At 64.9% G+C, this 24223-nt stretch carries 21 protein-coding genes; 6 read left to right on the forward strand and 15 right to left on the reverse strand.

Annotated elements, in window-relative coordinates:
* The first annotated feature begins 149 nt into the window (after positions 1–149).
* Positions 150–1121 (forward strand): LysR family transcriptional regulator, encoded by a 972-nt coding sequence (locus tag APH34_RS19665; RefSeq protein ID WP_054902561.1) that lies wholly within the window; start codon positions 150–152, stop codon positions 1119–1121.
* Here APH34_RS19665 and asnB read toward each other — a convergent pair.
* The 7 genes from asnB to APH34_RS19700 are packed head-to-tail and all read right to left on the reverse strand — an operon-like array spanning position 1110 to position 9016.
* The gene (gene asnB / locus APH34_RS19670) at positions 1110–2945 is read right to left on the reverse strand and encodes an asparagine synthase (glutamine-hydrolyzing) (RefSeq protein WP_054902562.1); all 1836 of its coding nucleotides are present in this window, start codon (positions 2943–2945) and stop codon (positions 1110–1112) included. The two genes, APH34_RS19665 and asnB, sit on opposite strands and share 12 nt — an antisense overlap.
* 10 nt (positions 2946–2955) lie before the next feature.
* Positions 2956–4341, reverse strand: coding sequence for an amidase (locus tag APH34_RS19675; protein ID WP_054902563.1), 1386 nt, complete (start codon positions 4339–4341; stop codon positions 2956–2958).
* On the reverse strand, positions 4328–5281 hold the full coding sequence (locus tag APH34_RS19680) for an acyl-CoA synthetase (RefSeq protein WP_220462621.1): 954 nt from the start codon (positions 5279–5281) through the stop codon (positions 4328–4330). The genes APH34_RS19675 and APH34_RS19680 overlap by 14 nt, the downstream gene beginning before the upstream one ends.
* A 38-nt stretch (positions 5282–5319) precedes the next feature.
* Positions 5320–5604, reverse strand: a complete 285-nt coding sequence (locus APH34_RS19685; RefSeq protein ID WP_054902565.1) for an acyl carrier protein — start codon at positions 5602–5604, stop codon at positions 5320–5322.
* Positions 5601–6008, reverse strand: a complete 408-nt coding sequence (locus APH34_RS19690) for a hypothetical protein (RefSeq protein WP_054902566.1) — start codon at positions 6006–6008, stop codon at positions 5601–5603. The genes APH34_RS19685 and APH34_RS19690 overlap by 4 nt, the downstream gene beginning before the upstream one ends.
* A 9-nt stretch (positions 6009–6017) precedes the next feature.
* Positions 6018–7733 (reverse strand): prenyltransferase/squalene oxidase repeat-containing protein, encoded by a 1716-nt coding sequence (locus APH34_RS19695; protein ID WP_054902567.1) that lies wholly within the window; start codon positions 7731–7733, stop codon positions 6018–6020.
* On the reverse strand, positions 7730–9016 hold the full coding sequence (locus APH34_RS19700) for an AMP-binding protein (RefSeq protein ID WP_256215752.1): 1287 nt from the start codon (positions 9014–9016) through the stop codon (positions 7730–7732). The genes APH34_RS19695 and APH34_RS19700 overlap by 4 nt, the downstream gene beginning before the upstream one ends.
* 325 nt (positions 9017–9341) lie before the next feature.
* Here APH34_RS19700 and APH34_RS19705 point away from each other — a divergent pair, with 325 nt between their 5' ends.
* Both APH34_RS19705 and APH34_RS19710 read left to right on the forward strand, forming a co-directional pair.
* A complete protein-coding gene (locus APH34_RS19705; RefSeq protein WP_054902569.1) occupies positions 9342–10721 on the forward strand; it encodes a 3-deoxy-7-phosphoheptulonate synthase class II in 1380 nt (459 codons plus the stop codon).
* Positions 10722–10752: 31 nt separating this feature from the next.
* Complete coding sequence (locus APH34_RS19710) at positions 10753–11928, forward strand: MFS transporter (protein ID WP_054902570.1); 1176 nt, start codon at positions 10753–10755, stop codon at positions 11926–11928.
* 9 nt (positions 11929–11937) lie between these two features.
* On the opposite strand, the gene APH34_RS19715 is transcribed toward APH34_RS19710, so the two are convergent.
* Entirely contained in the window at positions 11938–13077 is a 1140-nt protein-coding gene (locus APH34_RS19715; RefSeq protein ID WP_054902571.1) for a glycerate kinase, read from the reverse strand.
* A 111-nt stretch (positions 13078–13188) separates the two neighbouring features.
* Positions 13189–14286, reverse strand: coding sequence for a sugar diacid recognition domain-containing protein (locus APH34_RS19720; protein WP_054902572.1), 1098 nt, complete (start codon positions 14284–14286; stop codon positions 13189–13191).
* A 163-nt stretch (positions 14287–14449) separates the two neighbouring features.
* Between APH34_RS19720 and APH34_RS19725 the strand changes: the two genes are divergently transcribed.
* The 3 genes from APH34_RS19725 to APH34_RS19735 all read left to right on the forward strand — a co-directional run bounded on the left by APH34_RS19725 (position 14450) and on the right by APH34_RS19735 (position 18563).
* Positions 14450–15778 carry an MFS transporter gene (locus tag APH34_RS19725; RefSeq protein WP_054902573.1) on the forward strand — a complete coding sequence of 443 codons (1329 nt, stop codon included), beginning with the start codon at positions 14450–14452 and terminating at the stop codon, positions 15776–15778.
* Positions 15779–15910: 132 nt separating this feature from the next.
* Complete coding sequence (locus APH34_RS19730; protein WP_054902574.1) at positions 15911–17431, forward strand: FAD-dependent oxidoreductase; 1521 nt, start codon at positions 15911–15913, stop codon at positions 17429–17431.
* A 121-nt stretch (positions 17432–17552) separates the two neighbouring features.
* A complete protein-coding gene (locus tag APH34_RS19735; protein WP_054902575.1) occupies positions 17553–18563 on the forward strand; it encodes an aldo/keto reductase in 1011 nt (336 codons plus the stop codon).
* Positions 18564–18579: 16 nt separating this feature from the next.
* Here APH34_RS19735 and APH34_RS19740 read toward each other — a convergent pair whose 3' ends face one another.
* From APH34_RS19740 to APH34_RS19765, 6 genes are all read right to left on the reverse strand, one after another.
* Positions 18580–19254, reverse strand: coding sequence for a TraX family protein (locus APH34_RS19740; protein ID WP_054902576.1), 675 nt, complete (start codon positions 19252–19254; stop codon positions 18580–18582).
* A 3-nt stretch (positions 19255–19257) separates the two neighbouring features.
* Positions 19258–20343, reverse strand: a complete 1086-nt coding sequence (locus APH34_RS19745) for a metal-dependent hydrolase (protein ID WP_054902577.1) — start codon at positions 20341–20343, stop codon at positions 19258–19260.
* A gap of 149 nt (positions 20344–20492) precedes the next feature.
* Positions 20493–21743 carry an OprD family porin gene (locus APH34_RS19750; protein WP_054902578.1) on the reverse strand — a complete coding sequence of 417 codons (1251 nt, stop codon included), beginning with the start codon at positions 21741–21743 and terminating at the stop codon, positions 20493–20495.
* Between the two features lie 54 nt (positions 21744–21797).
* Positions 21798–22997 carry a benzoate/H(+) symporter BenE family transporter gene (locus APH34_RS19755; protein WP_054902579.1) on the reverse strand — a complete coding sequence of 400 codons (1200 nt, stop codon included), beginning with the start codon at positions 22995–22997 and terminating at the stop codon, positions 21798–21800.
* 117 nt (positions 22998–23114) lie between these two features.
* Positions 23115–24029, reverse strand: coding sequence for a catechol 1,2-dioxygenase (gene catA / locus APH34_RS19760; protein WP_054902580.1), 915 nt, complete (start codon positions 24027–24029; stop codon positions 23115–23117).
* Between the two features lie 39 nt (positions 24030–24068).
* The coding region (locus APH34_RS19765) for a muconolactone Delta-isomerase family protein (protein ID WP_305728914.1) at positions 24069–24223 on the reverse strand (155 nt) is incomplete at its 5' end.

Below are 24223 nucleotides of genomic sequence, written 5' to 3' on the forward strand. Positions count from 1 at the left end.
GCCTGCACCCATGCCGCGATCCCCTACAGCAGCCGTTTGCAGCAGAGGCTTTGTCGCCGCGATGCCACGCACTATGATGGCCGCCTTGCAGGGTCGGCCGCCGGAGAATGCCTTCCTGGCACCAGTTCGACTCGATGAAGGAACGTAGAATGATCGAGACACGTTTGCTCAGGCAGTTCATTGCCGTGGCCGAGGAGCTGCACTTTCACAAGGCAGCCATCCGTCTGCACATGGCACAGCCACCGTTGAGCCAGGCGATCAACCGACTGGAAGAGAAGCTGGGCTTCAGCCTATTCCTGCGCAACAAGCGCGGCGTCAAGCTCACCGCTGCGGGCATGGCGTTCCTGGAAACTGCCTATCGCACGCTCAAGGAGCTCGAGCAAGGTATCGAGTACGCCCGCAACGTCTCCGAAGGCATCTGCGGCAAACTGACCATCACGGCCATTTCCATCGCCTACTACGAATCCTTGCTCAATACCCTGAAGAAATTCCGCGAGATCTACCCGAACGTGCGGCTGACCATTCGCGAAATGCCCTCAGCCTCCCAGGCCGAGGCGTTGATGGCCGGTGAGGCCGACATCGGCTTCATGCGCAAGCTGCCCATGCCCCCCGACACCATCGAATCGCGGCTGCTGCTGAACGAGCAGATCGTCATGGCCCTGCCCGCCAGCCACGCCAAGGCGCACCAGCCGATGGTCGATTTGCGCGATTTTGCCGAAGAAGACTTCGTATTTACCCCGCAGGCGCTGGGCAGCGGCTACCACAGCCAGTTGATCGCGCTGTGCGAATCGGCGGGTTTCTACCCCAAGGTGGTGCAGGAGGCGGCGCAGATCCACACCCTGATCGGCCTGGTTGCCTGCGGCTTTGGTGTGGCACTGGTGCCGGAGTCGATTGCCTACTCCACGCTGCGCGACCGGGTGCAGTTCCGCCCGATCCGGCCGATCAAGGACCAGCCGACGCCCACCATGGGCCTGTACATGAACTGGAACCTCCAGAACGCCTCCCCGGCACTGGGCAGTTTCATTTCCATGCTGGACCTGGGGGCCCCCCGGCGCTTTGCCGATACCATCCAGAACCCCGTGATCCTGGATGGCAGCGACCCACGCGAACTACACCGTTAAACCGTACTCGCGCAACCAGGCATCCAGCGCCAGCGCCGTCTCCAGGTTGTTGCGCCGCAGTTGCGAGTTGAAATACCCCTCGGGCTGGCGCAGTTCACCGGCCAGGCGACCACGGTCGATGACCTGGAACACCGGGCTGCCCACCGTGTTCAACAACTGCTGGGTACGCTCGCGCAAGAACCGCTCGTAGGCCAGGTTGGCCGATGTCGGGTACGGGCTCTTGCGCCGCTGCAGCACCGCCGGCGGCAGGATATCGGCACACGCCTGCTTGAGCAGCCACTTCTCCTGGCCGTCCTTGCCCTTGATCGCCCACGGTACGTTGTAGACGTACTCCACCAGCGCATGGTCGGTGAACGGCACTCGCACCTCAAGACTGGCCGCCATACTCAGGCGGTCCTTGCGGTCGAGCAGGATTGGCAGCCAGCGCTGCAAGTGCATGTGGCAGATCTCGCGCATGCGCCGCTCTTGCGGGCTATCGCCCGGCAAGTGCTCGACGCTGTCCAACGCCTGGTGGTAGCAACTGTCCTGATAATTGGCAAAGTCGCACAGGCGGTTGAACTCTGGATTGATCAGCTCCGGCTGCAGCAACTGCATGCGCGACAGCCACGGGAAGCGTTGCGCCGCCACCGCGTGTGGGTCACGGAACCAGGCATAGCCGCCAAACACCTCATCTGCCGCCTCTCCGGAGATCGCCACGGTCGAGTGCGCACGGATCGCCTTGAACAGCAGGTACAACGAGGTGTCGACGTCGCCAAAGGTCGCTGCCGAGTCGTTGGCCCGGTACACCGCCATCCGCGCAGGGTCTGCCACCAGTTCGCGGTTGTCGATGAGAATGGTCTGGTGGCGGCTGCCAATGTACTCGGCAGCCGCCAGCGCGTAAGGCTGGTCGCGCTCGGGCCGGAACTCGTCGCTCTGAAACTGCTCGGCCTGGCCGACGAAGTCTACCGAGAACGAATTGACTCTGCCGCCCTGCTCGGTCTGCACACGTTGTTGCGCCATGGCCGTGAGGATGGTCGAGTCCAGGCCGCCCGAGAGCAGCGAGCACACAGGTACATCAGCGTACAGCTGCTCGCCAAGGGCATTGCCGAGCAGCTCACGGGTACGCGCGACGGTGCTTGGCAGGTCGTCCTCATGCTCACGCCGCTGCAACTGCCAGTAGCGGCTGATCTTAAGCCGCCCGTTGGGTCGCCATGACAGACGGTGCCCGGGCGGCAGTTCGTCGACCCCTCGCAGGGCCGTGCGCGCGGTGCCGCGCGACAGGCTCAGGGCATCGACCAGACCGACAACATCCAGTCCCCGGCTGTATTCCGGATGGGCCAGCACCGCCTTGATCTCGGAGCCGAACAGCAGCCCCTGCTGGTGGCGTGCGTAGTACAGCGGCTTGACCCCAAGCCGGTCACGCACCAGCAGAAAGTGGCCGTCGCGCGCGTCAAAGACGGCGAAGGCGAACATCCCGCTCAGGTATTGGCAGCACTGCTCGCCCCATTCCAGGTAGGCGTGCAGCACCACCTCGGTATCGCTGCGGGTATGGAACTGGTGGCCCGCCTGGCGCAGGCGCTCACGCAGTTCGTTATGGTTGTAGACCTCACCGGTGTAGATCAGCGCCACCTCCTGGCCGTTGCTGCAGCGATAGATCATCGGCTGAACGCCGCCGCTGAGGTCGATGATCGCCAGCCGGCGGTGGCCCAACAATGCATGGCGGTGCTGCCAAGTGCCGCTGGCATCCGGCCCGCGCAGGGCCAGCGTATCGGTCATGGCGCCAAGGGCCTGGCCGGCCTGGGCCAGGTCGCGGGTGTAGTCCACCCAGCCTGTGATTCCACACATAGTGTGCTCCTTACACCTGAAGACGACGGGTCGGCAGCAGGCCGATCACCGCCTGAAGACGTTTGGCGATATCCAGCAGCTGCCGTTCGCTGTCGCGCCGACCCATGACCTGCACGGCCAGCGGGGCCTTGCCATCGGCACTCAGGCAAATGGGCACGGTGATGGCCGGCAGGCCGCTGAAGCTGGCCAGCGGGGTGAAGCTGATCTTCTGCTCATAGCCCTCGTCAGCCGGCGACGGGATAGTCGAATCACCCGGCTGCGGATTGCGCCGGTCGAACGGGCGGTTGGGGTCCATCGGGAATACCACGAAATCCACCTGGGCTGCGTCGAACCACGCATCGATACCGGCGCGTACGCTGTCCATGCGCTGGTGAATGCGCTGATAGTCGCTGTCGCTCACGCCCTCGCCCACCTTGAGCGCACTGAGCGTCGACCAGTGCAGTTCGCAATCGAACCGGCGTGCCCAGGCGGCGCAAGCCAACCAGGCATCCCGTGCGCACAACTGCCAGGCATCGCCACGGCAGGCCCAGAGCTCAGGCATAGCGACTTCACGGGCGGGCATGCCCAGGTCTGCCAGGGCACTGCAGGCCTGGCCAAGCATGGCCAGCATTGCCTGGCTGGTCAGCGAAGGGTCCAGTGCGTGTTCAAGTACACCGACCCGGTAGCGGTCTTTGAGCGGTTGCTGCTGGCCCAGCAAGGGCTCCAGGCCCAGCAGCGGGAACAGCAGGTCGAGATCGTCGGCGCTGCGGGTGACCCAGCCCAGGGCATCCATGCGCGGCGACAACGGGAACACTCCGGCCAAGCTCGTAGCCTTCTGGGTCATGCGCAAGCCGACCATGCCGCAGTGCGATGCCGGCCAGCGAACCGACCCCAGCACATCGGTGCCCAGGGAGATATCACACAGCCCGGCAGCCACCGACACCGCCGACCCGGTGCTGGAACCGGACGGGTCGATGGTTGGGTAATGCGGGTTGCGGCAGCCTGCGCCAAAGGCGATGTTCAGTTCGGTGGTGGCCACCTTGCTGGTCAAGGCAATGCGCGGGTCGAGAAAGGTCAGTGCGTCGGCGCTTCGCTGCGGGTAGTGGCGGTAGCTGCGCAGGCCCAGGCGGGTCGGCAGGCCGGCGACGTCGACGGTGTCTTTGACACCTAGGCGATACCACGGCGCCTCGGCCGTGCGAGTGCTGGTCAGGCAACGGTAATGGCTGTCGGCATGCACGTGCCAGGGGGCGTACTCCGCCGCCCACTCGGCTGCCAGCGCGGGGTTGCGCTGCAGCAGTTCATGGCGTTTGCGCAGACTGAGCCCAAGGTACTCGGGCTGCACGCGGCCGCTGCTGGCATCAGGGCCGCAGTTGGAGAGGTAGTGGGCAATGGTGTCCTGCGTGTTAGCGTGGGTCATGGGTGTATTCCTTGACAGAAATGTTGGCCGCCCAAGGCTGGGGCTTGCCGGTGGCAGATAAAGGCAGGTCGGTGACATGGCGTACTGCGACGGGGCGCGGATGGCCTGGCGGCAGCGCCCTGAAGGCGTCCAGCACCGCTCGCTCCGTCAGTGTCGCGCCGCTGAACAGCACCTCGAACGCTTCGCCGCGCAGCGCATCGCGCACCGCCACGCAGGCCAGCGCCGGGCAATCGAGGCGCTGACCGAGTTCACTGGCCAGGCGTGCCAGGTCCAGGCGCACGCCATTGACCTTGATCAGGCTGCTGGACCGGCCCAGCCACTCGAACCGCCGGCTATCCAGCGCCAGCACTTGGTCATCGCAGCGGTGCGTGGCCGCAGGTAACGCCTGGCCAGGCTCACGGGCGATGCGCGGGCTGGCCACTTCAAGGCCGCACACTTGACCTACAGCGCTGAGCAGGGTGACGTCATCGAGCAGTGTCCAGGCCTGCTCGGCAGTGCTCTGTCCATCCAGTTCGCGGTAGGCCAGTGCGCCGGTCTCGGTAGAGCCGAGCAACTCGACGAACCGTACCTGTGGCCCCGCATGCTGCTGCACGGTGGCCAGCGCGCCCGGAGGCAGCAACGAGGCGCTGTGCAGCACCAGCACCGAACGCCGGGCCGCGAGCCTCGCCAGCAGCGCCGGCAGCACGCGCCAGGTGCTGGCGATGGCGAGGATCACGCACGGCCCGTCTCCATCGAGTACGGGCAGGCGCTGTTGCTCCAGCGAACAGGCCTGCAGCTGGGCGTTCATCACCCTGGCCCCGACTTCGCCCAGGATCATGCCGTAGCTATGGCTGGTGGGCGCGAAAGAAAAAATCTCTCGTGCCCCAGGCGCCCAGCGGCCCAGAATCAAGGCCGCCTCGCGCTCCATCTGCGCCCTGCTGCGCAACCATTGCCGGGGCACGCCTGTGGAACCTGAGGTGGTAAACAGATGCTCGGCGTTCACTCGGCGGCCTGCAGGGTCAGTTGGTCTTCCAGTTTCTGCGCGACGAACTGCTCCATCTTTTCCAAGGTTTCAAACCAGAAACGCACGTCGTCGCTGAGGTAATCCACCTCGATGTCGAAACACCCCTCAATGGCGGTGATCACTTCCACGGCCATCAGGCTGTCGAAGCGCTCGCCGAGAAACTCCCGGAAGCTGTCACGTTTGTCGATGGTGTCGACCTCCTCGCCAAGCAGTTGGCCGAGGGTCTGACGAATACGCTGTTCAATACTGAGGTCGTTCACGAGCCGGTCTTTCCTTGTTGTTGGGCTGCGTTGATCAATTCCGCACCTGCGCTGAAAAACACATGCTCAGGCAGGATCGGGTCGAAATGCAGGTAAATGAATGCGTTCGGGTAAGGCGTGCGCAGGCACTGGTGCAGCCCCTCGGCCAGCGCCTGATGGGCCAGGTTGTCGCGCGCCGCCGAGAGGGTGATACGCACATGGAACTGCGCCGGTGCGCCGTTGCGGTCGGCAATGGGCATTGGCATGCCGGCGCTGAATACACTGGCTTCGGGCAAGGTGTCGAAAAACACCAGGCAATGGGCCGTTTCGGCACCCAGCTGTTTGAGCTGGCGGGTGAAGGCCAAGGCCAGGCGCTTGCGTTGCAGGGGTTGCAGCGGCGCGCAGGAAACCGTGATGGTGGGCATGCTGGTTCCTCACGATAGCTGCAAGCTGGGCAACCGCTGACGGCGGCCAGCGCTAACGTCTTCCAGCAGGCGGCCCAAGCAGATTGACAGTGCATCCACCCCCTGCAGGAACAACGGCGACCAGGCGTGGCCTGCTTCGCCGCGCACCTTGTCGAGGAAAAACCGCAGGTGCGGCAGGTCCAGCGGCAGGCCAAGGTCGGCCGCCAGTGCGATGGCCTGGTAAGTGCTGAGCAAGTCGGGAATACGTTGCCCCTGGTTGGCGAAGCCGCCCTGGCGCACTTTGTGCGCGGCCAGCAGCTCGGCAGTGGCCTGGTCGACCGGGTGGCCGATGTAGGCCAGGCAGCTCAAGGCTTGTAGCCCGGCACGCAAGGAAGTTTCGCCACGGGGGAACGAGGCGTAGCCCTGTGCCTGGCGGCAACTGGCCACGTAACGCTCGATGCCTGCCAGGTCCACTGCGCAGTCATCGTTCAGCTGACGCAAAATCGACACCGCTGACGCTGTGGAGACCATGTCCGAGCCACGCCCTTCCCAGAAGCCGAAGCCACCGTCGGGGTTTTGCAGCGAAGCCAGCCAGTGGCCGATCGCCTTGCGTGGCCCAGGTTGGCCGCAGAAGGCACCGGCCGCCAGGCCCCAATTGGTGCAGCGCACCTCGGCGCCGCGGCCAGGCATGTACATGATCCCCGGCTCGTTGGGCATTTGACAGCCCTCGATCCAGCGCAAGGCTGCATCGCATTGCGCCGCAGGCAAGCGCCCGCCCAGCACTGCCGCGGCGCTGCAGAGCACGTCCGCCGCAGAATCGGCTTGGCGATAGGTATAGCCGCCCTGCGGCATCGCCAAGGTAGCGATGAACGCAGCCACTGGGTCAGCCAGGTGAGCCACTGGCTCCCCGAGCGCCTTCAGCGACCCCACCGCGCAGAACGCTGCCCATACATCTTCACCGTCATAACCGGCCCAGCGCACGAAGGCGCCGGTAGGGCCACGCAGGCCGTCAATCCATGCAGCGCACTGCTGGCGGCCCAGGGGTTGCGCCTGCAATGCCGCAAGGCTGGCCGTCGCCCGATAGGTCGCCCACAGGCACGGCACATCGGCCGCTTCGCTGAAGCGAAAGCCCCCGCAGTCCATCTGCTGCGCCTGCAACCAGCCGATCAGCCGCGGCAGATCCCATTGCGGAGCCGGCAAGCCTTGACGCGTCAAGGCCCGTGCGGCCATCACGCCATAGAAGCAGGCCCGGGTATCGGCCAGGTCGCGCCGAGCGAAGTCGGCCGACCAGCTCAGGCCGCCGTTGGCGCACTGCAAGCCTTCGAGCCAGGCATACAGCGGCTGCGCATCCTGCACCTGGCCCTGGCAGACCTCGATCAATGTGCGCAGCGCATAGTGGCTGGCCCACACATCGGCGGTCTGCCCGGGGCACATGGCATAAGCCTCGCCGTCGAACAACGTATGGATCCAGGCCGCAGTCTGGTCGCAGCCCTCCACCTCAATGCCCAGGTCATTGAGCGTCTCGGTGCAGTAGAAGGTGGCCCACGCATCCGATGGCATGCCCTTGCTCCAGGCAAAGCCACCGTCGCGGTTACGCCGAGACTGGATATAGCGGTGCAGCACCGGCGCATTGACCTGATCCAGACGCTCGACCCAGGCCAGGGTGCGAATCGCGGCATAGGTGCACCACAAATCCGGTTGGCCATTGCCCAGGCCGTCGCCCTGGGGGAAACGCGGCGGCCTCATTGCTGGCCTCCGACAAAACGCAGGTTGGTCTTCTTCCAGCTTTTTTGCGATGCCCCGCTCTTGTTCAGCGCCGACAAGTTGTTCACGAACAACACGCGGCTCCAGCGCAGCCCCATCTGCTGTTCGGAACGCTCCAGCAAGCGGGCCTGCAGCTGTGCTTCCTGGCTGTTGTCCCACCCCACGTCACGCTCGAGAATCAGTGCAGCGCTGTCATGCTCGCGGTCCACTTCGATCACATAACCGGTGGCGTCGCAGGTGCCGTACACCACCTCCTCCACCGCACGGATTTCAAGGCCTACCCCGGCCACGACAATGCTGTCGCTGTCGCGGCCGTTGATCAGCAGGCTTGGGCTGGCACGGCCCGGCTCCCAAGGCGCCGTGATGGTGACGCTATCGCCGGTGTCCAGGCGCAGCAACGGCCGCGCATACAGGTTCAACGGCGTGACGACCAGGCGGCCGGTCAGCCCTTGGGCCGGGGTAACAAGCCGGCCATCGGGCAGCATCAGTTCGAAATAGTTGGTGGCGGTGGCCAGGCGCATCTGCAGGTCACCCCCTACTGCCGCCAAGGTGCCGGTTTCGGTGCTGCCGTAACTGGCATCGAACACCTCGCACTGCCACCAACGGGCCAGGCGCTCACGGAACGGCTGGGTGTTGACCTCGCCAAGCAACATGATCGAACGCACTGATTCGGCAAAGGCCTGCAACAACTCGCGTTGCTTGAGGTAGCGGGTCAATTGCACCAGCACCCCAGGGGCGATGAACAGCACCGTCGGCCGGTAGGTATCAAAGGTCTTGCAGACCCGCTCCCAGTCGGTGATGCCCGTGGTGAAGGGGTAGAGCCGCACATGGGAAACGTCCAGGTACTCGCAGACATTGGCAATCAGGTCACCCACCGGAACAATGTCCGAAGGCATCAGGTTGGCCACCCGGGCGCCTGGGCGCAGCACCGCGCGCCAGTGGCTGGCGACACTGACCGCGTTCCAGATGATGTCCTCTTTCAAGCGCGGGGTGGGCGTTGGCTCGCCGGTAGTGCCAGTGGTGGCGTAGTACTTGGCGGCGTCGCCAAGTTCAACTGCGCAGAACTTCAGCGGGTGGCTTTTAAGCAATGCCTTGGCCGTTGGCGGCAATTGCTGGAAGGCCGTGAAACTGTAGTCGCCAATATCTGCGTACTGGGCGCTGCCTTTTGCCCGCGCCCATACAGCTTGCAACTTGCGGTCATAAAAAGCGGCGTCGGGGATATGCCCCACGTGCAGCTGAAGCTCGCGTTCTGCGTCTTTCAGCACGCCGTAATCCTGGTCGCTGTGAACTAACATCGACTCGCCCTCTCGAATAAGCAGCGCAGAGAATTGGCGAGCGACCGGCCCAAGTAAAATATTAAATTGAAACCTGTGGTGATAGTCGCTAAGTATTAATCAGCATTTTGTGCCCGAAAATTCTGATTTATGAGTAGGCATTAACTGACAACAAGCAGGATTTGCCCCCTGTTTCTGGTCAGATATCAGACAAAGATATTTATTGTATTTCCCAAGGTGTGTCCGCCCTGCGCACTATCGCCGCCACCTGCTTCTCGGGCAGATCGAGCGATGACCCTCTCAGGAGAGACACACCATGCTGACCCCCACCGCCACAGTGCCGGATGCCGAGGCACCCTGGACGACCGACTCATGGCGTAGCTGTCCCGCCTTGCAGCAGCCGGCCTATGACGACCCTCAGGCCCTGGGCCTGGCACTCGATGCACTTGGCAAGCGCCCTGCGCTGGTGGCCGCCGAACGTGTGTTACAGCTCAAGGCCTTGCTTGCCCAAGCGCAGCAAGGGCGGCGTTTTGTGCTGCAACTGGGTGATTGCGCCGAGCGTTTCGAGCACAACGACCTTGCCCACAACACGCGGCAGGTCGCGCTGCTGCAGCAGATGAGCCAGGTACTGATGCATGGGCTGCAACTGCCCATCGTGCAGATCGGCCGCCTGGCCGGGCAATATGCAAAGCCGCGCTCCAGTGATATGGAAAACCGCAACGGGGTGAGCCTGCCGGCGTATCGGGGCGATATCGTCAACCATCATGCCTTCAGCCCCGAGGCACGGCGGGCCGATCCTCAGCGGATGCTACAGGCCCATGCCCACTCGGCCCTGACCCTCGATCACCTGCACAGCGTGCAGGCAGCGGGCATCGACAACCTCCTGCATGCCGAGGGCTGGCCAGTCCGCTGGCTCGATCAAGCCGCCGATGCCGAGCGGTTTCGACCGCTGCTGGCAGAGGTACACGGGACCCTGCGCTTCATGCGCACCTTGGCGGGCTCGCAACCGGGCGAGTTCCTGCACCGCGAGATGTACGTCTCCCATGAAGCGCTATTGCTGGAGTACGAACACGCATTGACCCGTCGGCACGCCGATGGCCGCTGGTTCAACCTGGCCACCCACTTGCCGTGGATCGGCTTGCGCACCGCCCAGCCAGAGGGCGCCCATGTCGAGTACCTGCGCGGCCTGGCCAACCCCCTGGCAGTGAAGGTGGGGATCGACACCAAGCCTGCGCAGTTGCTGCGCTTGTTGGCACGGCTTAACCCGAGCAACGAACCGGGGCGGCTGACCCTGATCCACCGCCTGGGCGCATCACACATCCAGGACCATCTGCCGCCACTGATCGAAACGGTTCGGTCTGCCGGTGCGCAGGTGCTGTGGCTGTGCGACCCGATGCACGGCAACACCCGCACCCTGCCCTGCGGTACCAAGACCCGCGCCTTCGACGACATTCTCGCAGAGGTTGCCGAGGCCTTTGCCGTGCACGGGCGCCACGGTTCAGTCCTGGGTGGCCTGCACCTGGAGGCCAGTGGTGATGCGGTCACCGAGTGCCTGGGCGGCGCTGTCGGGCTGCAGGCTGCAGACCTGGGCCGGCGCTACCTGAGCCAGGTTGACCCGCGGCTCAACCGTGACCAGTCCCTGGAGCTGGCGTTGCGCGTCAGCCTCGACGCCGGCGCCTGGCGACAGCGCCCTTGAACGTCCACTTGCACAAGACCCTGTTCAACCTATGCCAATCGTCATCTATGTGTTTTCGTTGTGCACTTTTACCTTTGGGCTCTCTGAGTTCATTGTCGCAGGCCTGGTTTCAGCCATGGCCGAAGACCTGGGGGCGTCCACCACCGCGGTAGGCTCGGCCATTGCCGCCTATGCCCTGGGCGCCGCCATCGGTGCACCACTGCTGACCGCCGCGCTGCTCAGTTGGCGCGAGCGCACGGCATTGCTGCTGACCCTGGCGGTGCTAGCCGTAGGCAGCCTGGCGCTCGCCTGGGCCGAACAGCTCAGCGCGTTGAACCTGACCCGCTTCGTGGTCGGTCTGGCCCACGGGGTGTTCATGGCGGTAGCCGCTGACGTAGCGGTAAAGCTGGTCGAACCGCCGCGTGCCGGCCGAGCCTTATCGCTTGTCTGGCTGGGGCTGACCCTGGCGTTGGCCCTGGGTGTGCCGCTGGGGACGTTGCTCGGTAGCCTGTGGTCGTGGCGGGCCATCTTTGTCGCCCTGGGTGTGCTGGGCCTGCTGAGCCTGTTGGGGCTGCTGCGCCTGATGCCGCGCCAGGCCGCGCCGGTTTTGCCACCTGGCGGGCGCCTGGCGGGTCTTGCCGCGTTGATGCAGCGGCCTGTGCTGGCGGCCGTCGGCATCGCCGTGCTGGTAAGCGTGGCCACGTTCTCGTTCCTGACCTACGTGTCGCCCTTCGTGTTGCAGGTAACCCATGGCAGTGTGCGTTTGCTGAGCCTGGCCATGCTGGTGTTCGGCGCTGCCACTATTTTGGGCAATCTGCTTGGCGGCCAGTGCGCCGACCGCTTCGCGGCAGACACCAACCTCAAGGTGGCGTTGGCGCTGTTGGCCACGAACCTGGGACTGCTGTTCCTGGGGCGTGAGCAGGCGTGGGCGGTGGTGCTTCTGGTGGGGGGGCTTGGCGCAGTGTTCTTTGCCATCGTCACCCTGGCGACCCTGCGCCTGCTCAGCCTGGCCAAGCAGGTGGCGCCCCATGCCACGGGGGTAGCGTCGGGGTTGAGCATCGCCGCCTTTAACCTGGGTACAGCGCTGGGCGGCGGGCTGGGTGGTTGGATGATCGAGCGCATCGGCCTGATCTATCTGCCGTTGGCAGGGGGCGTGGCAGCGCTGATCGGGCTGTGTATGCTAATGCTTCAACCCCGTGCCCCCAAACCGCTGGTAGCGCAGGGCTGACGCAGACGTTCAACACCCCTTGGCGCACCGCCATACCCGGGCGATGTCGCCGGCGCGCGCCTGCAGCAACTGGGCTGCATCGGCGCACGCCTGCTCCAGGGTCATCGGCCCATTGGCCAGGGCAAACGCGGCATCGATGCCGTGCGCATACAACTGTTGGTAGCCGTCACCCAAAGTGCCGGCCAACACCACTACTGGCACCCCATGGCGCTTGGCAACCCGCGCTACGCCCATGGGGGTCTTGCCGCGCAGGGTCTGGGCATCGAAGCGGCCCTCGCCGGTGATTACCAGGTCGGCGCCTTGCACCAGCGCATCCAGGCCAGCCAGCTCCGCCACCACCTCAACCCCTGGGCGGAACTGCGCGCCCATGAACGCCCTGGCAGCAAAGCCCATCCCTCCCGCAGCGCCACACCCTGGTTGCTCACGTACATCGTGCCCCAGCAGTGTTGCGCAGAGGTCGGCAAAGTGGCCCAGGGCCTGGTCCAGCGCCTTGACCTGTTCGGGTGGGGCACCCTTTTGCGGGCCGAAAATCGCAGACGCGCCGTTAGGGCCGCACAGCGGGTTGTCGACGTCGGCAGCGACCTCTACCTGGACTTCGGCCAGGCGCGGGTCCAGATCGCTGGCATCAATGCGTGCTAGCCTGGCCAAGGCCAGACCACCCTCTTCCAGTGCCTGCCCGTCGGCGTCCAGCAGGCGCAGGCCGAGTGCCCGCAACATGCCACTCCCGGCATCGTTGGTGGCACTGCCACCAATCGCCAGGACAATACGCCGGGCACCTGCGGCCAGCGCCGCGGCGATCAGTTCGCCAGTACCCCAGGTGCTGCTTCGGCAGGCATCGCGCTGGGCGCTGGGCACCAGCTGGATGCCGCTGGCCTGGGCCATCTCGATGACTGCGGTGCGGCTGTGCGCCAGCCAGCCCCAACCGGCCTCCACGCGCTGCCCCAACGGGCCACGTACGGTCTGTCGGCGCAGCTCGCCTTGGCTGGCGGCAACAATCGCTTGCATGGTGCCTTCGCCGCCATCGGCCATGGGGCATTCGACCAGTTCGGCATCCGGCAGCGCCTCGGCCAGCCCTTTGCCGATGGCATGGGCAACACCGGCAGCGTCGAGGCTGTCCTTGAACGAGTCGGGGGCGATGACGATCTTCATGGGATTCTCCTGTCCAGATGAGCGGCATGCTGACAGCTGCATGGCGTGACGACCTCGGTCGAATGCACAAAAGGGTCCAGGCGCGGTTTGGGCAAATGCCTTTCTATACGTTCACTGTGCAGGCAATAGCTGCAACCCCAGGTACAGGCTCAGCATGCCTTCAAGCCGCAACGGGTCGACCTCGCCCAGCTCGGCGATGCGCTCGAGCCGGTAGCGCAGGCTGTTGCGGTGGATGCCCAGGGCATCGGCACAGGCCTGGCTCTGGCCATCATGCGCGCACCAGGCTCGCAAGGTAGCAAGCAATTGACCGCTGGCATCCCTGGCGCGGATACGTTGCAGCGGCTCGAGCAGTTCATCCAGCGCATCTTCGTTACGGTGGCGCCAGAGCAGTGCCGGCAGGCGGTAGCGCGCCAGGCTCAGCAACCGTTCGCCAGGTAGCACTTCGCGACCATAGGCAAGCAAGTCGCGAACCCGACGGTAGCCACGGCGCAACTGCTCCAGGCTCTGCGCCGGGCTGCCCAGCGCCAGGCGGTCGATCTCCCAGCCGCTGCGCTGCACGCGGTCGAACAGCCGCTCTTCGTCCAGCACCACCCCTGCGGGCCGGCACCACAGCAACGAATCCCGCGCAGGGCTTACGCACCAGCTGTCCGGGTAGCGGCTCATCAGCCAGGCAGCCAGGGCCTCACCCGTTGGCCCCGTGCGCAGCTCGAACAGACAGGGTATCCGCGGCAGTTGCGGCTTCAGGCCCAGTTGCCGGGCTTCGTCCACCAGCCGGGGCGAATCGCCTGTGCCGCCCAGCAACAACGCCAGCAAGTCATCGCAACGCTGGCGTCGCCACTGCTGCTCCACCTGCAGGTGGCGCTGCGCCAGGAGCATCTCGGCCGTCATGCGCACCAGCTCGCCGTAGGTGCGCAGTTGCAGCGGGTCGCCGGTCAGGCCGAGTACGCCGATCAGCCGCCCATCGAGCATAAGTGGCAGGTTGACCCCAGGCTGCACGCCCTTGAGGCACCTGGCGGCGTCGGCATCCAGTTCGACGATCCGGCCGTTGGCCAGGACCAGTTGGGCACCTTCGTGGCGGGTGTTGATACGCTCCGGCTCGCCGCTGCCCAGGATCAGCCCCTGGCTGTCCATGACATTGACATTGCACGGCAGAATCGCCATCGCCCGGTCGACGATATCTTGCGCCAGGTCATGGTCCAGCTCGAACATGCAGTGATCCTTAAGGGTGTTAGGCTTTGTTCGCCAGCACAGCCGCGCAGGGCGATGGCTGTGCAAAAGCACAAAGACAGGCGCGTCGCACTCCCCGAGACTCATCAGGGCGAGCGCCGGCACAGGCGACGCGGCGACAACCATAACAACAGAGATCCCGATCATGGCACACAGCCCTGCCCCTGACCAAGGCACAGACATCACCCGCAACGCGCTCTACCGGCGCATTACCTTGCGGCTGATTCCGTTCATTTTCATCTGCTACCTGTTCAACTACCTGGACCGTGTCAACGTCGGCTTCGCCAAGCTGCAGATGCTCGATGCGCTCAAGTTCAGCGAAACCGTCTACGGCCTCGGCGCCGGGATTTTCTTCATCGGCTACGTGCTCTGCGGCCTGCCGAGCAACCTGGCGCTCAACCGCTTCGGCCCGCGGCGCTGGATCGCAGCGATGATGATCGCCTGGGGCAGCCTTTCGACCTGCCTGCTGTTCGTCACCACCCCTACCGAGTTCTATACCCTGCGTCTGCTGACCGGTGCCGCTGAAGCCGGTTTCTTCCCCGGCGTGGTGCTGTACCTCTCGCGCTGGTTCCCGGCGGACCGCCGTGGCCGCATCATGGCCCTGTTCATGTCGGCGATCCCGGTGTCGGGCCTGCTGGGCGGGCCATTCTCCGGCTGGATCCTGGAGCATTTCGCCGCTGGCCAGCATGGCCTGGCCGGCTGGCAGTGGATGTTCCTGATCCAGGGCGTGCCTACCGTTGTGCTGGGCATCCTGGCCATTGGCCTGCTCAGCGATGGCTACCAGAAAGCCCCCTGGCTAAGCCCCGCTGAACGCCAGCTGATCGAGGCCGACCTGAAAGCCGATGCCGCCAGCAAACCGGCCACCAGCGGCGATAGCGTGCTCGCCGTGCTGACCAACCCGCTGATCTGGACCTTCGGTTTCGTCTACTTCTGCATCCAGAGCGGCGTTTACGCGATCAACTTCTGGCTGCCGTCGATCATCAAGAACATGGGGTTCGACAACCCGTTGCTGATCGGCTGGCTGAGCGCCATCCCGTACCTGTTGGCCGGGGTGTTCATGATCCTGTGCGGGCGTTCGGCAGACCTGCGCAACGAGCGCCGCTGGCACCTCGTGGTGCCGATGCTGATGGGCGCCGTCGGCCTGCTGATTGCGGTCAACTTTGCGGGTAATCCGCCCATCGCCATCCTCGGCCTGTCGATCGCCACCATGGGCGCCCTTACCGGCCTGCCGATGTTCTGGCCCATGCCCACCGCGCTGCTCAGCGCCAGTGCCGCCGTCGCGGGCCTGGCGATCATCAACTCGGTGGGGCAGATGGCAGGCTTCCTCAGCCCTTACCTGGTCGGCTTCATCAAGGACCAGACCGGTTCGACCGATGCGGCGCTGTATTCCCTGGCAGCCTTGATCGTACTCGGCAGCCTGGTGGCATTGCGGGTTTCGCGTACCGGCGCGTTGAGCATCGCCAAGTCCCATTGACACGCGTTCGCGGGTTACCTGTCCAGGCAGGTGGCCCGCACTGCGCCAACCCTTCCCTCCGATCGTCAGGTCAACGCAGCTCCCCTGCCCCTCCAGCGTCAAATGCTCCAAAGGCCCCTTTGGAGAAGCCCCATGACCCAGTACGCCGTGGCTCGTCTGGAACAACTCGACCCCAAACGTCCCCTGCGCGTCCAGGCTGGCAGTGAAGAACTGATCCTGATTCGCCAAGGTGACCAGGTGCACGCCTACCAGGGCAACTGCCCCCATGCCGGGGCCCCACTGGACGAAGGCCTGATCTGTGGAGGCTTGCTGGTCTGCCCTTGGCACAAGGCTGCCTTTGCCGTCGATGAGGGGGCGGTCTGCGAGCCGCCCGCGCTGGCCGACCTGCGTCGCTATCGGGCATGGGTCAAGGATGGCGAAGTGTGGGTCGATGACCTGCCGCTGCCACGGGTGGAACCACCCCGCCATAGCGATGCTCGCTGCTTTGTGGTCGTCGGTGCCGGCGCTGCAGGCGCGGCAGCCGTGGCCACCCTGTTGGCGCATGGCTTTGCTGGCAAGCTGATCTGGCTCGACCAGGAACGCCAGCCGGCCTATGACCGTACTTCGCTGAGCAAATTCGTCATTGCCGGACAGATGCCCCCTGACGAAGTGCCGGCGCTGCTGGACGCTGGCCAACTGCGCCAGGGTCAGCTTGACCGGCGCGTAGGCAAGGTCAAGGCGCTGGATGTGAAAAAGCGCCAGATTACCCTCGCTGATGGCCACCGCATCGATTATGACGCAGCGCTGCTGGCCACCGGCGGCAAGCCGCAACGACCCGATCTGCCGGGGGTCGACCTGCCAGGGGTGATGACACTGCGCTCGCGTGAAGATGCCGCTCGCCTGCTCGATGCCGCCGAGCCTGGCCAACCGGTGGTGATCGTGGGCGACGGTTTCATAGGCCTGGAAGCCGCCGCCGCGTTGCGCAGCTATGGCGCGCAGGTGCATGTGGTCAGCCGCCACCCGGTGCCTTTGGCCAGGCAACTGGGTGAGCGCGTCGGGCGCTGCATTCGCCAACTGCATGAGGGCAAGGGCGTGGTGTTCCATAGCCCTACCGAAGTCGAACGTTTCCTTGGGGAAGGAAAGCTCGAAGCCGTGCTACTGGCCAATGGTGAGCAGCTGGAAACGCCATTGGTACTGCTGGGCACCGGGGTGAAGCCGGCGACGGGCTTCATTCAAGGGCTGCCGTTGGCCGACGACCGCTCGTTGACGGTGAACGCAGCGTTGCAGGCCGGGGAAGGCCTGTGGGCCGCGGGTGACATCGCCACCTTCCCCCTCGCCGGCCGCCCGGTGCGCATCGAGCACTGGCGCCTGGCCCAGCAGCATGGCGTGATCGCCGCCTGCAACATGCTGGGCGAGCAGCGCCGTTACGCAGACGTACCGTTTTTCTGGACCTATCAGCATGGGCGCACCTACGAGGTGCTGGGGCATGCACGTGACTGGAACCGGATCGAGTTTGTCGGGGCTCCGGAGAACGGCGATTTCATTGCCTTGCAGTGTGTGGCGGATCAGGTCGAAGCGGTCATCGCCATGGGGTATTCGGACGCCATGGCGCAGTTGTCGCAGCGGCTGAAACGGCCGCTGAGCCTGGCCCAGGCCCTTGAGCTGATCGGTTGAAGCGCTGCCCTGTCGCCGGCTCCCTGGCGACAGGCCGGTGCCAGAGCGGGCCCGGGCCTTTCAATGGCGGCCAGTTCTGTGTAAAACAACCCGATCACACTCCCTCAAGGATTCCCTTGCCATGATCTACCGTCCCCTCGGCCACAGTGGCCTGCAAGTCTCCGCGCTCACCTTGGGCAGCATGATGTTCGGCGAGCAGACCAGCACCGAGGACTCGCTACGGATCATCGACAAGGCCTGGGACCAGGGCATCAACTTCATCGACACAGCGGACGTGTACAACGCTGGCCGCTCCGAAGAAATCGTCGGCGAGGCAGTGGCACGCCATCGCCAGGACTGGATCATCGCCTCGAAAGTCGGCATGGGGCCGACCGATGGCTTGCCCAACCGCAGCGGGCTGTCGCGCAAGCACATCTTCAACGGTATCGACGCAACGCTCACGCGCATGGGCCTGGACTACCTGGACATCTACTACCTGCACCGCGAGGACCACAAGGTGCCGCTGGAGGAAACCGTGCGGGCCATCGGCGACCTGTTGCAGCAAGGCAAGATCCGCTACTGGGGCGTGTCCAACTATCGCGGCTGGCGCATCGCCGAAATCTGCAACCTCGCCGAGCGCCTGGGGGTGGCCAAGCCGGTGGTCAGCCAGCCGCTGTACAACATCGTCAACCGCCAGGCCGAGCCCGAGCAACTGAGCGCTGCCGCCTACCATGGCCTGGGCGTAGTACCGTTCAGCCCCCTGGCTCGAGGCGTGCTCAGCGGCAAGTACGCGCCGGGTGCCGAGCCCCAGGCCGGCAGCCGCGCCGCGCGTCAGGACAAGCGCATCATGGAGGTGGAGTGGCGCCAGGAGTCGCTGGCCATTGCCCGGCAGATTCAGGCGTATGTCCAGGCCAAGGGCGTGGGCATGGTTGAGTTCGCGATTGCCTGGGTGCTGAACAACCGTTCGGTCAGCTCGGCAATCGTCGGGCCGCGTACCGAAGCGCAGTGGGATACCTACGGTGGTGCACTGGCGGTGAAGATCACGGCAGAAGACGAAGCCTTCATCGATTCGCTGGTGACACCGGGGCATGCGTCGACGCCTGGCTTCAATGATGTGGCGCATTTCGTCAGCGGGCGGGTGGCGCGGGGTTGAATGCAACCGGGCCGGCTTACATCAGGACTTTGATCACCAGCAGATGCACCGGATAGAACAGGTAGCCCCAGCGCCGCACCGCAGGCACCCGCCAGCGCTCGATGCGCAGTATCAGGCAACCCACGGGAATGGCCAGCAACGCAGCGGCCATGGTCAGCAACGTGACGGGCGCCAACAAGTGCCCGCGCAACCAGCTGTTGGTCAGGTTCCCCGCCATCGCCAGCAGGCACGGTAACAACCAGGTGAGCCCGCCGAGCTGGCGGGCCATCAGCCAGCCCGCCGGCAGCAACACACCTGGCAGGCCGTACATCAGATGCTGGCTGTACAACGCCCCCACCAACGCGGCAACAAGCCCGGCCAGGCGCGCCCACACCTGGGCATTTCGCACGCCCCATGCCACCAGCAAGCCCAAGGCGAGGGTCGGTATCACGCTGAATGTCTGGGTGCCTGGGTCCAGCCAGCGATAAGGCCCTTCGGACAGCACCGCGAAGGCGAGCATCCACCCCAGATAGCGCGCCTGAATGCTTTGCGCACGGGCCACATTGGCGGCAATGGCCAAGCAGAACAGCGGATATGCCAACCGGCCGACAATGAACAGGCCATCGGCGGCTGGCCACAGGTAGCGCAAGTGGTCGGCGACCATGGTCAGTATCGCCGTCCACTTGACCAGGTCCAGGCCTGACGAGCGCATGCGTCAGCGCCCGGGCTCGGCGGTTTGGCCCAGGTACTTGGCGGTCCAGGCTGCCAGCGGGAGTGGCGGTTGCTGGGCGAGGATGCGTCGCCAGATCAACGCCAGATCGTGGCTATCGAACATCGAGCCGCCCCCCGCCCCCTTCCAGTGGCTCGGCGTGTCCGCCACCCAGCGCCCCTGGCTGTCGCGGTGGGCCATATTGAAGCGGAAGGTGTAGTTGCCGGGGATACCCATGCGCAAGTCAGTAACCACTAATACGTCGCCGATCTGGTCATAGCGCAGCCAGTCATCGGTGAACCAGCGCAGGCGCTGCAGCAAGGGCGCTGAGCTGAGCTGCCTGGCGGCGTCAAGGTTCAGCGGCAGGCGCTGCATTTCCGGCGGGTCCCGGTCGAATGCGCTGCTGATGCCTTCGTAGTAATCACCCTCGGGGGTCTTGGCCAATACCCGCCACACCAGGCTGTTGAAGGCCATGGGCACGGCACGTACCTGGCTCACAGTAACGCCTTGCTGGTCGAGGGCCGCCTGGAAACGCTGTTCGGCCGCCATGCGCCCGGCCAGCCCGAAACCCAGGTAGGCGGTGCTCAACAGTAGCGCCAGGCTCATGTACCGCAGCGCCTTGCCGTTCATGCCCTTGATGGCGGTGTAGAGCACAGCGGCCAGTAGCGGTACGGTGTAGAGCGGGTCGATGATGAACACCGCCGCCCAACTGAGCGGCGTGGCCTGCAAGGGCCAGAACAGCTGAGTGCCGTATACCGTGAACGCGTCCAGGATCGGGTGGGTCACCAGCACCAGCCAAAACGCCAGGAACAGCCTGGGCCACGTGTAGCCTTTGCCGGGCCATCGCCTGCACGCTAGCGAGTGGACCAGCCAGGCCAGCAGCAGGGCAAGCCCGGTCAACACGAAAATGGAGTGGGAAAAACCCCGGTGGTAGGTCATCTGCGACACCGGGTCGGCGTAGCGGATGACCACATCGAGGTCTGGTACGGTGGCAAGCGCCGCGCCATAAGCCAGTGCGCGACGGCCCTGGATACGGCCGAGCACCGTGCCTTGAAGGGCGGCGCCTAGCACGGCTTGGGTGATTGAGTCCAAAGGAGGGTTTCCTGAAGGGGCAATACGGGAAACCTACCCCTCTGCAGCTCAAGGGTGCAAATGCAGGTGTGTGACAACCCGTAGCCAGCGCCCACAGGTGCGTGGCTTTCTGTGGGAGCCGGCCTGCCCGCGACAGGACCGGTGGCAGCTCAGAGAAGCTGCCAGGTGTACACCAGGATCAACCGGTTCTCATCGATATCGCTGCGGTTGTTGGAACGCGCCATGGCATTTCTCACCCGAATCCCCAATCCCTTGAACACCCCGCTCTGCACCGCATAGCCCAGGTCGATATCGCGCTCCCGGTCCTTGCCTTCAAACCCCAGGCCAGTGTCGACGTTGTTACCGGTGATGTAGCGCACGGTTGCCGTCAGCCCCGGAATTCCCATGGCGGCAAAGTTGTAGTCATAACGCAGTTGATAGGAGCGCTCGTCGGTGTAGGCGAACTCGTAGGTCGGCACCTCGTTGCCCAAGGGCGAGATATTGGCGAATACCCGCGGAAACGGGCTGTCACCATAGATACCCTGGTAGCCGACGTGGAAACTGTGGCCACCGTGCCTGGCCGTCAACAACGAAAAGAACGCCTGGTTGTCGATGTTGCCCAGCAACGCATCGCCATCCTCCCGGGCGGTGAAAAAACCCAGGTTTGCGCCAAGCACCCACTCGCCCAGCGGCTGGCTGTGTTTCAAACCGACAAAGCCCTGCTGGTAGATGTCCTCGAGTTGCCCGTACCACAGGCTGACGCTGCTCTGGTTGGCATTGAACGCGTAGTCGCCACCCACATAATTGAAACCGTCACTCTCGGCCTGGCGCTGCGGCACGTGGCCCAGCATGGCGTTCATCCTGCCATCACCGCCCTCGTTGCGCAGGTGCGTGGACCTCAGGTGGCCCGCCTGAACGGTCAGGCCCTCACGTTCAGACGAGGTCAGGCTAACGCCCTGGTAGGTCGGCGGCAGCAGGCGAATATCGCTGAAGGTCAGCACCGGCAGGTTAGGCTGCAACTCGCCCAACCGCAGCTCGGTCTTCGACAGCCGGGCTTTGAAGGTTGGCGCCAGGCGGCTGTACTCGGCAGCGGCGCGACCATCGGCATGCACCGGCAGCAGGCCGGTGTTGACCCGATCGGGGCTGCTGTCGAGCCTGATACCCAGCAAGCCCAGGGCGTCCACGCCAACGCCGACGGTGCCCGGTGTGTAACCGGACTTGAAGTCGAGGATGAAACCCTGGGCCCATTCCTCGGCCCTGGATTGCGGGTTGGCACCTACGATGTCGGCGTAGTCGCGGCTGAAGTAGTAGTTGCGGGCGCTGAGGCTGGCCTTGGCATCCTCGAAGAAGCCGCCTTCGGCAGCGAGTAACGGCTGGCTGAGCAGCGTCAGCCCGATGGCGACGCAAGGGGTTTGGTTCATTCCGAAGCTCTCTTGATCTTGTTGTTATGGGTAAAGCGTTGGGAATACGAGTGATCAGGGGTTACGACGCAAGGCCTGTGGCACGGGTGGGCGCCGCAGGCGCAGCAGCGCATGGGCCAGCAAGCCGAACAGCAGCCCCCAGAACGCGGCCGAAAGACCAAGGAAAGACACGCCAGAAGCCGTGACCAGGAAGGTGAACAAGCCAGCATCACGCTCTTGTGGCTCTGCCAGGCTGCGCACCAGGGCTTCGCTGATCGCGCCGTACAACGCGAGCCCGGCCAGGGCGGCAATCAGCGCGGCGGGAAAGGCGGCGAACAGCGACATCAGCGTCGCCCCGGCGATGCCCAGCAACAGGTACAGCGCGCTGCCCGCCACGGCTGCGACGTAGCGCCGGCGTGGGTTTTCATGGGCTTCTTGGCCTGTGCACAGGCTGGCGGTGACCGCCGCGAGGTTCAGCCCATGGCAACCGAACGGCGCCAACAACGCGCCGCCCAGAGCGCTGGCGCTGATCAACGGGCTGGCTGGCGTGGCGTAACCTGCGTTGCGCAACACGGCCATGCCCGGCATGAACTGCCCGGTCAGCGCCACCAGCACCAGGGGCAAGGCCAGGCTGAACAAGGCTGCCAGGCTGAACTGCGGGGTGATCCACTGCGGCGAAGCCAGCGCCATCACCAGCGCCTCGCTGCGAAAGGCTCCGCTGGCCACGGTCACCGCTGCGCCGACAATCAGCACTGCTGCCACCGCGTAGCGGGGGTGCAGCCGGCGCATGAGCACATAGGTGGTGAACATCGCCAGCACCAGCACAGGCTGCACTGGCAGGGCACGGAACACCTCGATGCCGAAACTGAACAGGATACCGGCCTGCATGCCGGCAGCGATCGAGCCCGGCAGTCGCGCGATGATGCGGTCGAACGCCCCGCTTATGCCGATCAGCAACAGGACCAGGTTGGCCAGCAGGTACGCACCCACCGCCTGCTCCACACCCAGCTGGGGCAAGGCGGTCACCAGCAGCGCGGAACCTGGTATCGACCAGGCGATCACCACCGGCACGCGATAGTGCAGGCTCAGCAGTGCACCCAGCACCGCACTGCCCATGGATATGGCCCATACCCAAGAAGACAACAGGCCATGGGACAGGCCCGCGGCTTCAGCCGCATGGAAGATGATGACCAGCGGGCCGGCATAGGAGATCAACGTCGCGATGCAACCGGCGACGATGGCGGACACAGAGCTGTCCTTGACCAAGGTTTGCATGGGGGCTCTCTCGACAGTGGGATGGCAAGGACATTGCCCTTGATCGCTGGCAAACCGGCTTCCACACGACACCCGCTGAACCGGGCCTGTGAGAGCCGGCTTCCCGGCGATTGGGCCTCAGCCTTCCTGCAACGCCCGAGGTCGCCCGCTACGCTGTTCGTCCGCACCGCCCTGGGCCTTCTGCAGCTGGAAGTCGAACTTCAGCAAGGCATGGCGCCCCGCAGCATCTTCACGGAACACCACCTCCCCCACCAACCCGTCACGGGTCGCATAGGCAAAGTCGTCCCACAGGTACTTGTCGCCCGACAGGTTGATCTGCGTGGTCAGGTGGCGATGCCCAGGCGCCGAGATGAAGAAGTGCACGTGGGCCGGACGCTGGCCGTGGCGACCGAGCAGGTCCAGGCACTCCTGGGTCGGGCCCTGCGGGTCGCAGCCGTAGCCCGATGGCACGATGGAACGGGCGCGGTAGCGGCCTTGGGCATCGGTGATGATGCGCCGGCGCAGGTTGTAGTCGGACTGGCTCGGATCGAAGAACGAATAGGTACCACGGGTGTTGGCGTGCCACAGGTCGACCGTGGCGCCGGCCAGGGGACGGCCTTGCGGGTCCAGGACCTGGCCTTGGAGGAACATCACCGTGGCCACGCCCTCCTCGCTGCCATCGTCCATGCGCACCTCACCCTGGGCAATGGGCGCGCCGGCGACGTACAGCGGGCCTTCGATGGTGCGCGGGGTGCCACCGCGTAGCCCGGCCTGCTCATCCTTGGCATCCTGCAACAGGTCGAGAAAGTGCTCGATGCCCAACCCCGCCACCAGCAGCCCGGCCTCACCGCGACTGCCCAGGCGGTTGAGGTAATCCACGGCGTGCCAGAACTCGTCCTCGCTGATGTCCAGGTCTTCGATCAGGCGTGCGGTGTCCTGCAGCACACGTTGGACGATGCGTTTCAGGCGCGGGTTGCCGTCGTCGTTGCCCAGGCCTGCGGCTTGCTTGAAGAACGCCTGAATGTCGGGGGTGTGGGAAATCTTCACGGTCATGTCGGTTACCTCATCTTGTTCTTGTGCAAATGGCCTGGATCAACGGTCGTCGGCGTGGATCGACGACGGGTGGCGGCACAGGCCGTCCACCTCGATGTCCATGTAGGGGAACAGCGGCAGCTGCAGCAGCGTGTCGTGCAGCGCCTCGACGCTGGGCACGTCGAACACGCTGTAATTGGCGTAGTGCCCAGCAA

This window comes from Pseudomonas sp. NBRC 111131 (genome assembly GCF_001320525.1).
Taxonomy (GTDB): domain Bacteria; phylum Pseudomonadota; class Gammaproteobacteria; order Pseudomonadales; family Pseudomonadaceae; genus Aquipseudomonas; species Aquipseudomonas ceruminis.

Excerpts from the sequence above, each read along its gene's own strand:
- APH34_RS19665 (WP_054902561.1), top strand. The coding sequence starts at position 150 with ATGATCGAGACACGTTTGCTCAGGCAGTTCATTGCCGTGGCCGAGGAG.
- asnB (WP_054902562.1), bottom strand. The coding sequence starts at position 2,945 with ATGTGTGGAATCACAGGCTGGGTGGACTACACCCGCGACCTGGCCCAG.
- APH34_RS19675 (WP_054902563.1), bottom strand. The coding sequence starts at position 4,341 with ATGACCCACGCTAACACGCAGGACACCATTGCCCACTACCTCTCCAAC.
- APH34_RS19690 (WP_054902566.1), bottom strand. The coding sequence starts at position 6,008 with ATGCCCACCATCACGGTTTCCTGCGCGCCGCTGCAACCCCTGCAACGC.
- APH34_RS19695 (WP_054902567.1), bottom strand. The coding sequence starts at position 7,733 with ATGAGGCCGCCGCGTTTCCCCCAGGGCGACGGCCTGGGCAATGGCCAA.
- APH34_RS19705 (WP_054902569.1), top strand. The coding sequence starts at position 9,342 with ATGCTGACCCCCACCGCCACAGTGCCGGATGCCGAGGCACCCTGGACG.
- APH34_RS19710 (WP_054902570.1), top strand. The coding sequence starts at position 10,753 with ATGCCAATCGTCATCTATGTGTTTTCGTTGTGCACTTTTACCTTTGGG.
- APH34_RS19715 (WP_054902571.1), bottom strand. The coding sequence starts at position 13,077 with ATGAAGATCGTCATCGCCCCCGACTCGTTCAAGGACAGCCTCGACGCT.
- APH34_RS19720 (WP_054902572.1), bottom strand. The coding sequence starts at position 14,286 with ATGTTCGAGCTGGACCATGACCTGGCGCAAGATATCGTCGACCGGGCG.
- APH34_RS19725 (WP_054902573.1), top strand. The coding sequence starts at position 14,450 with ATGGCACACAGCCCTGCCCCTGACCAAGGCACAGACATCACCCGCAAC.
- APH34_RS19730 (WP_054902574.1), top strand. The coding sequence starts at position 15,911 with ATGACCCAGTACGCCGTGGCTCGTCTGGAACAACTCGACCCCAAACGT.
- APH34_RS19735 (WP_054902575.1), top strand. The coding sequence starts at position 17,553 with ATGATCTACCGTCCCCTCGGCCACAGTGGCCTGCAAGTCTCCGCGCTC.
- APH34_RS19740 (WP_054902576.1), bottom strand. The coding sequence starts at position 19,254 with ATGCGCTCGTCAGGCCTGGACCTGGTCAAGTGGACGGCGATACTGACC.
- APH34_RS19750 (WP_054902578.1), bottom strand. The coding sequence starts at position 21,743 with ATGAACCAAACCCCTTGCGTCGCCATCGGGCTGACGCTGCTCAGCCAG.
- APH34_RS19755 (WP_054902579.1), bottom strand. The coding sequence starts at position 22,997 with ATGCAAACCTTGGTCAAGGACAGCTCTGTGTCCGCCATCGTCGCCGGT.
- catA (WP_054902580.1), bottom strand. The coding sequence starts at position 24,029 with ATGACCGTGAAGATTTCCCACACCCCCGACATTCAGGCGTTCTTCAAG.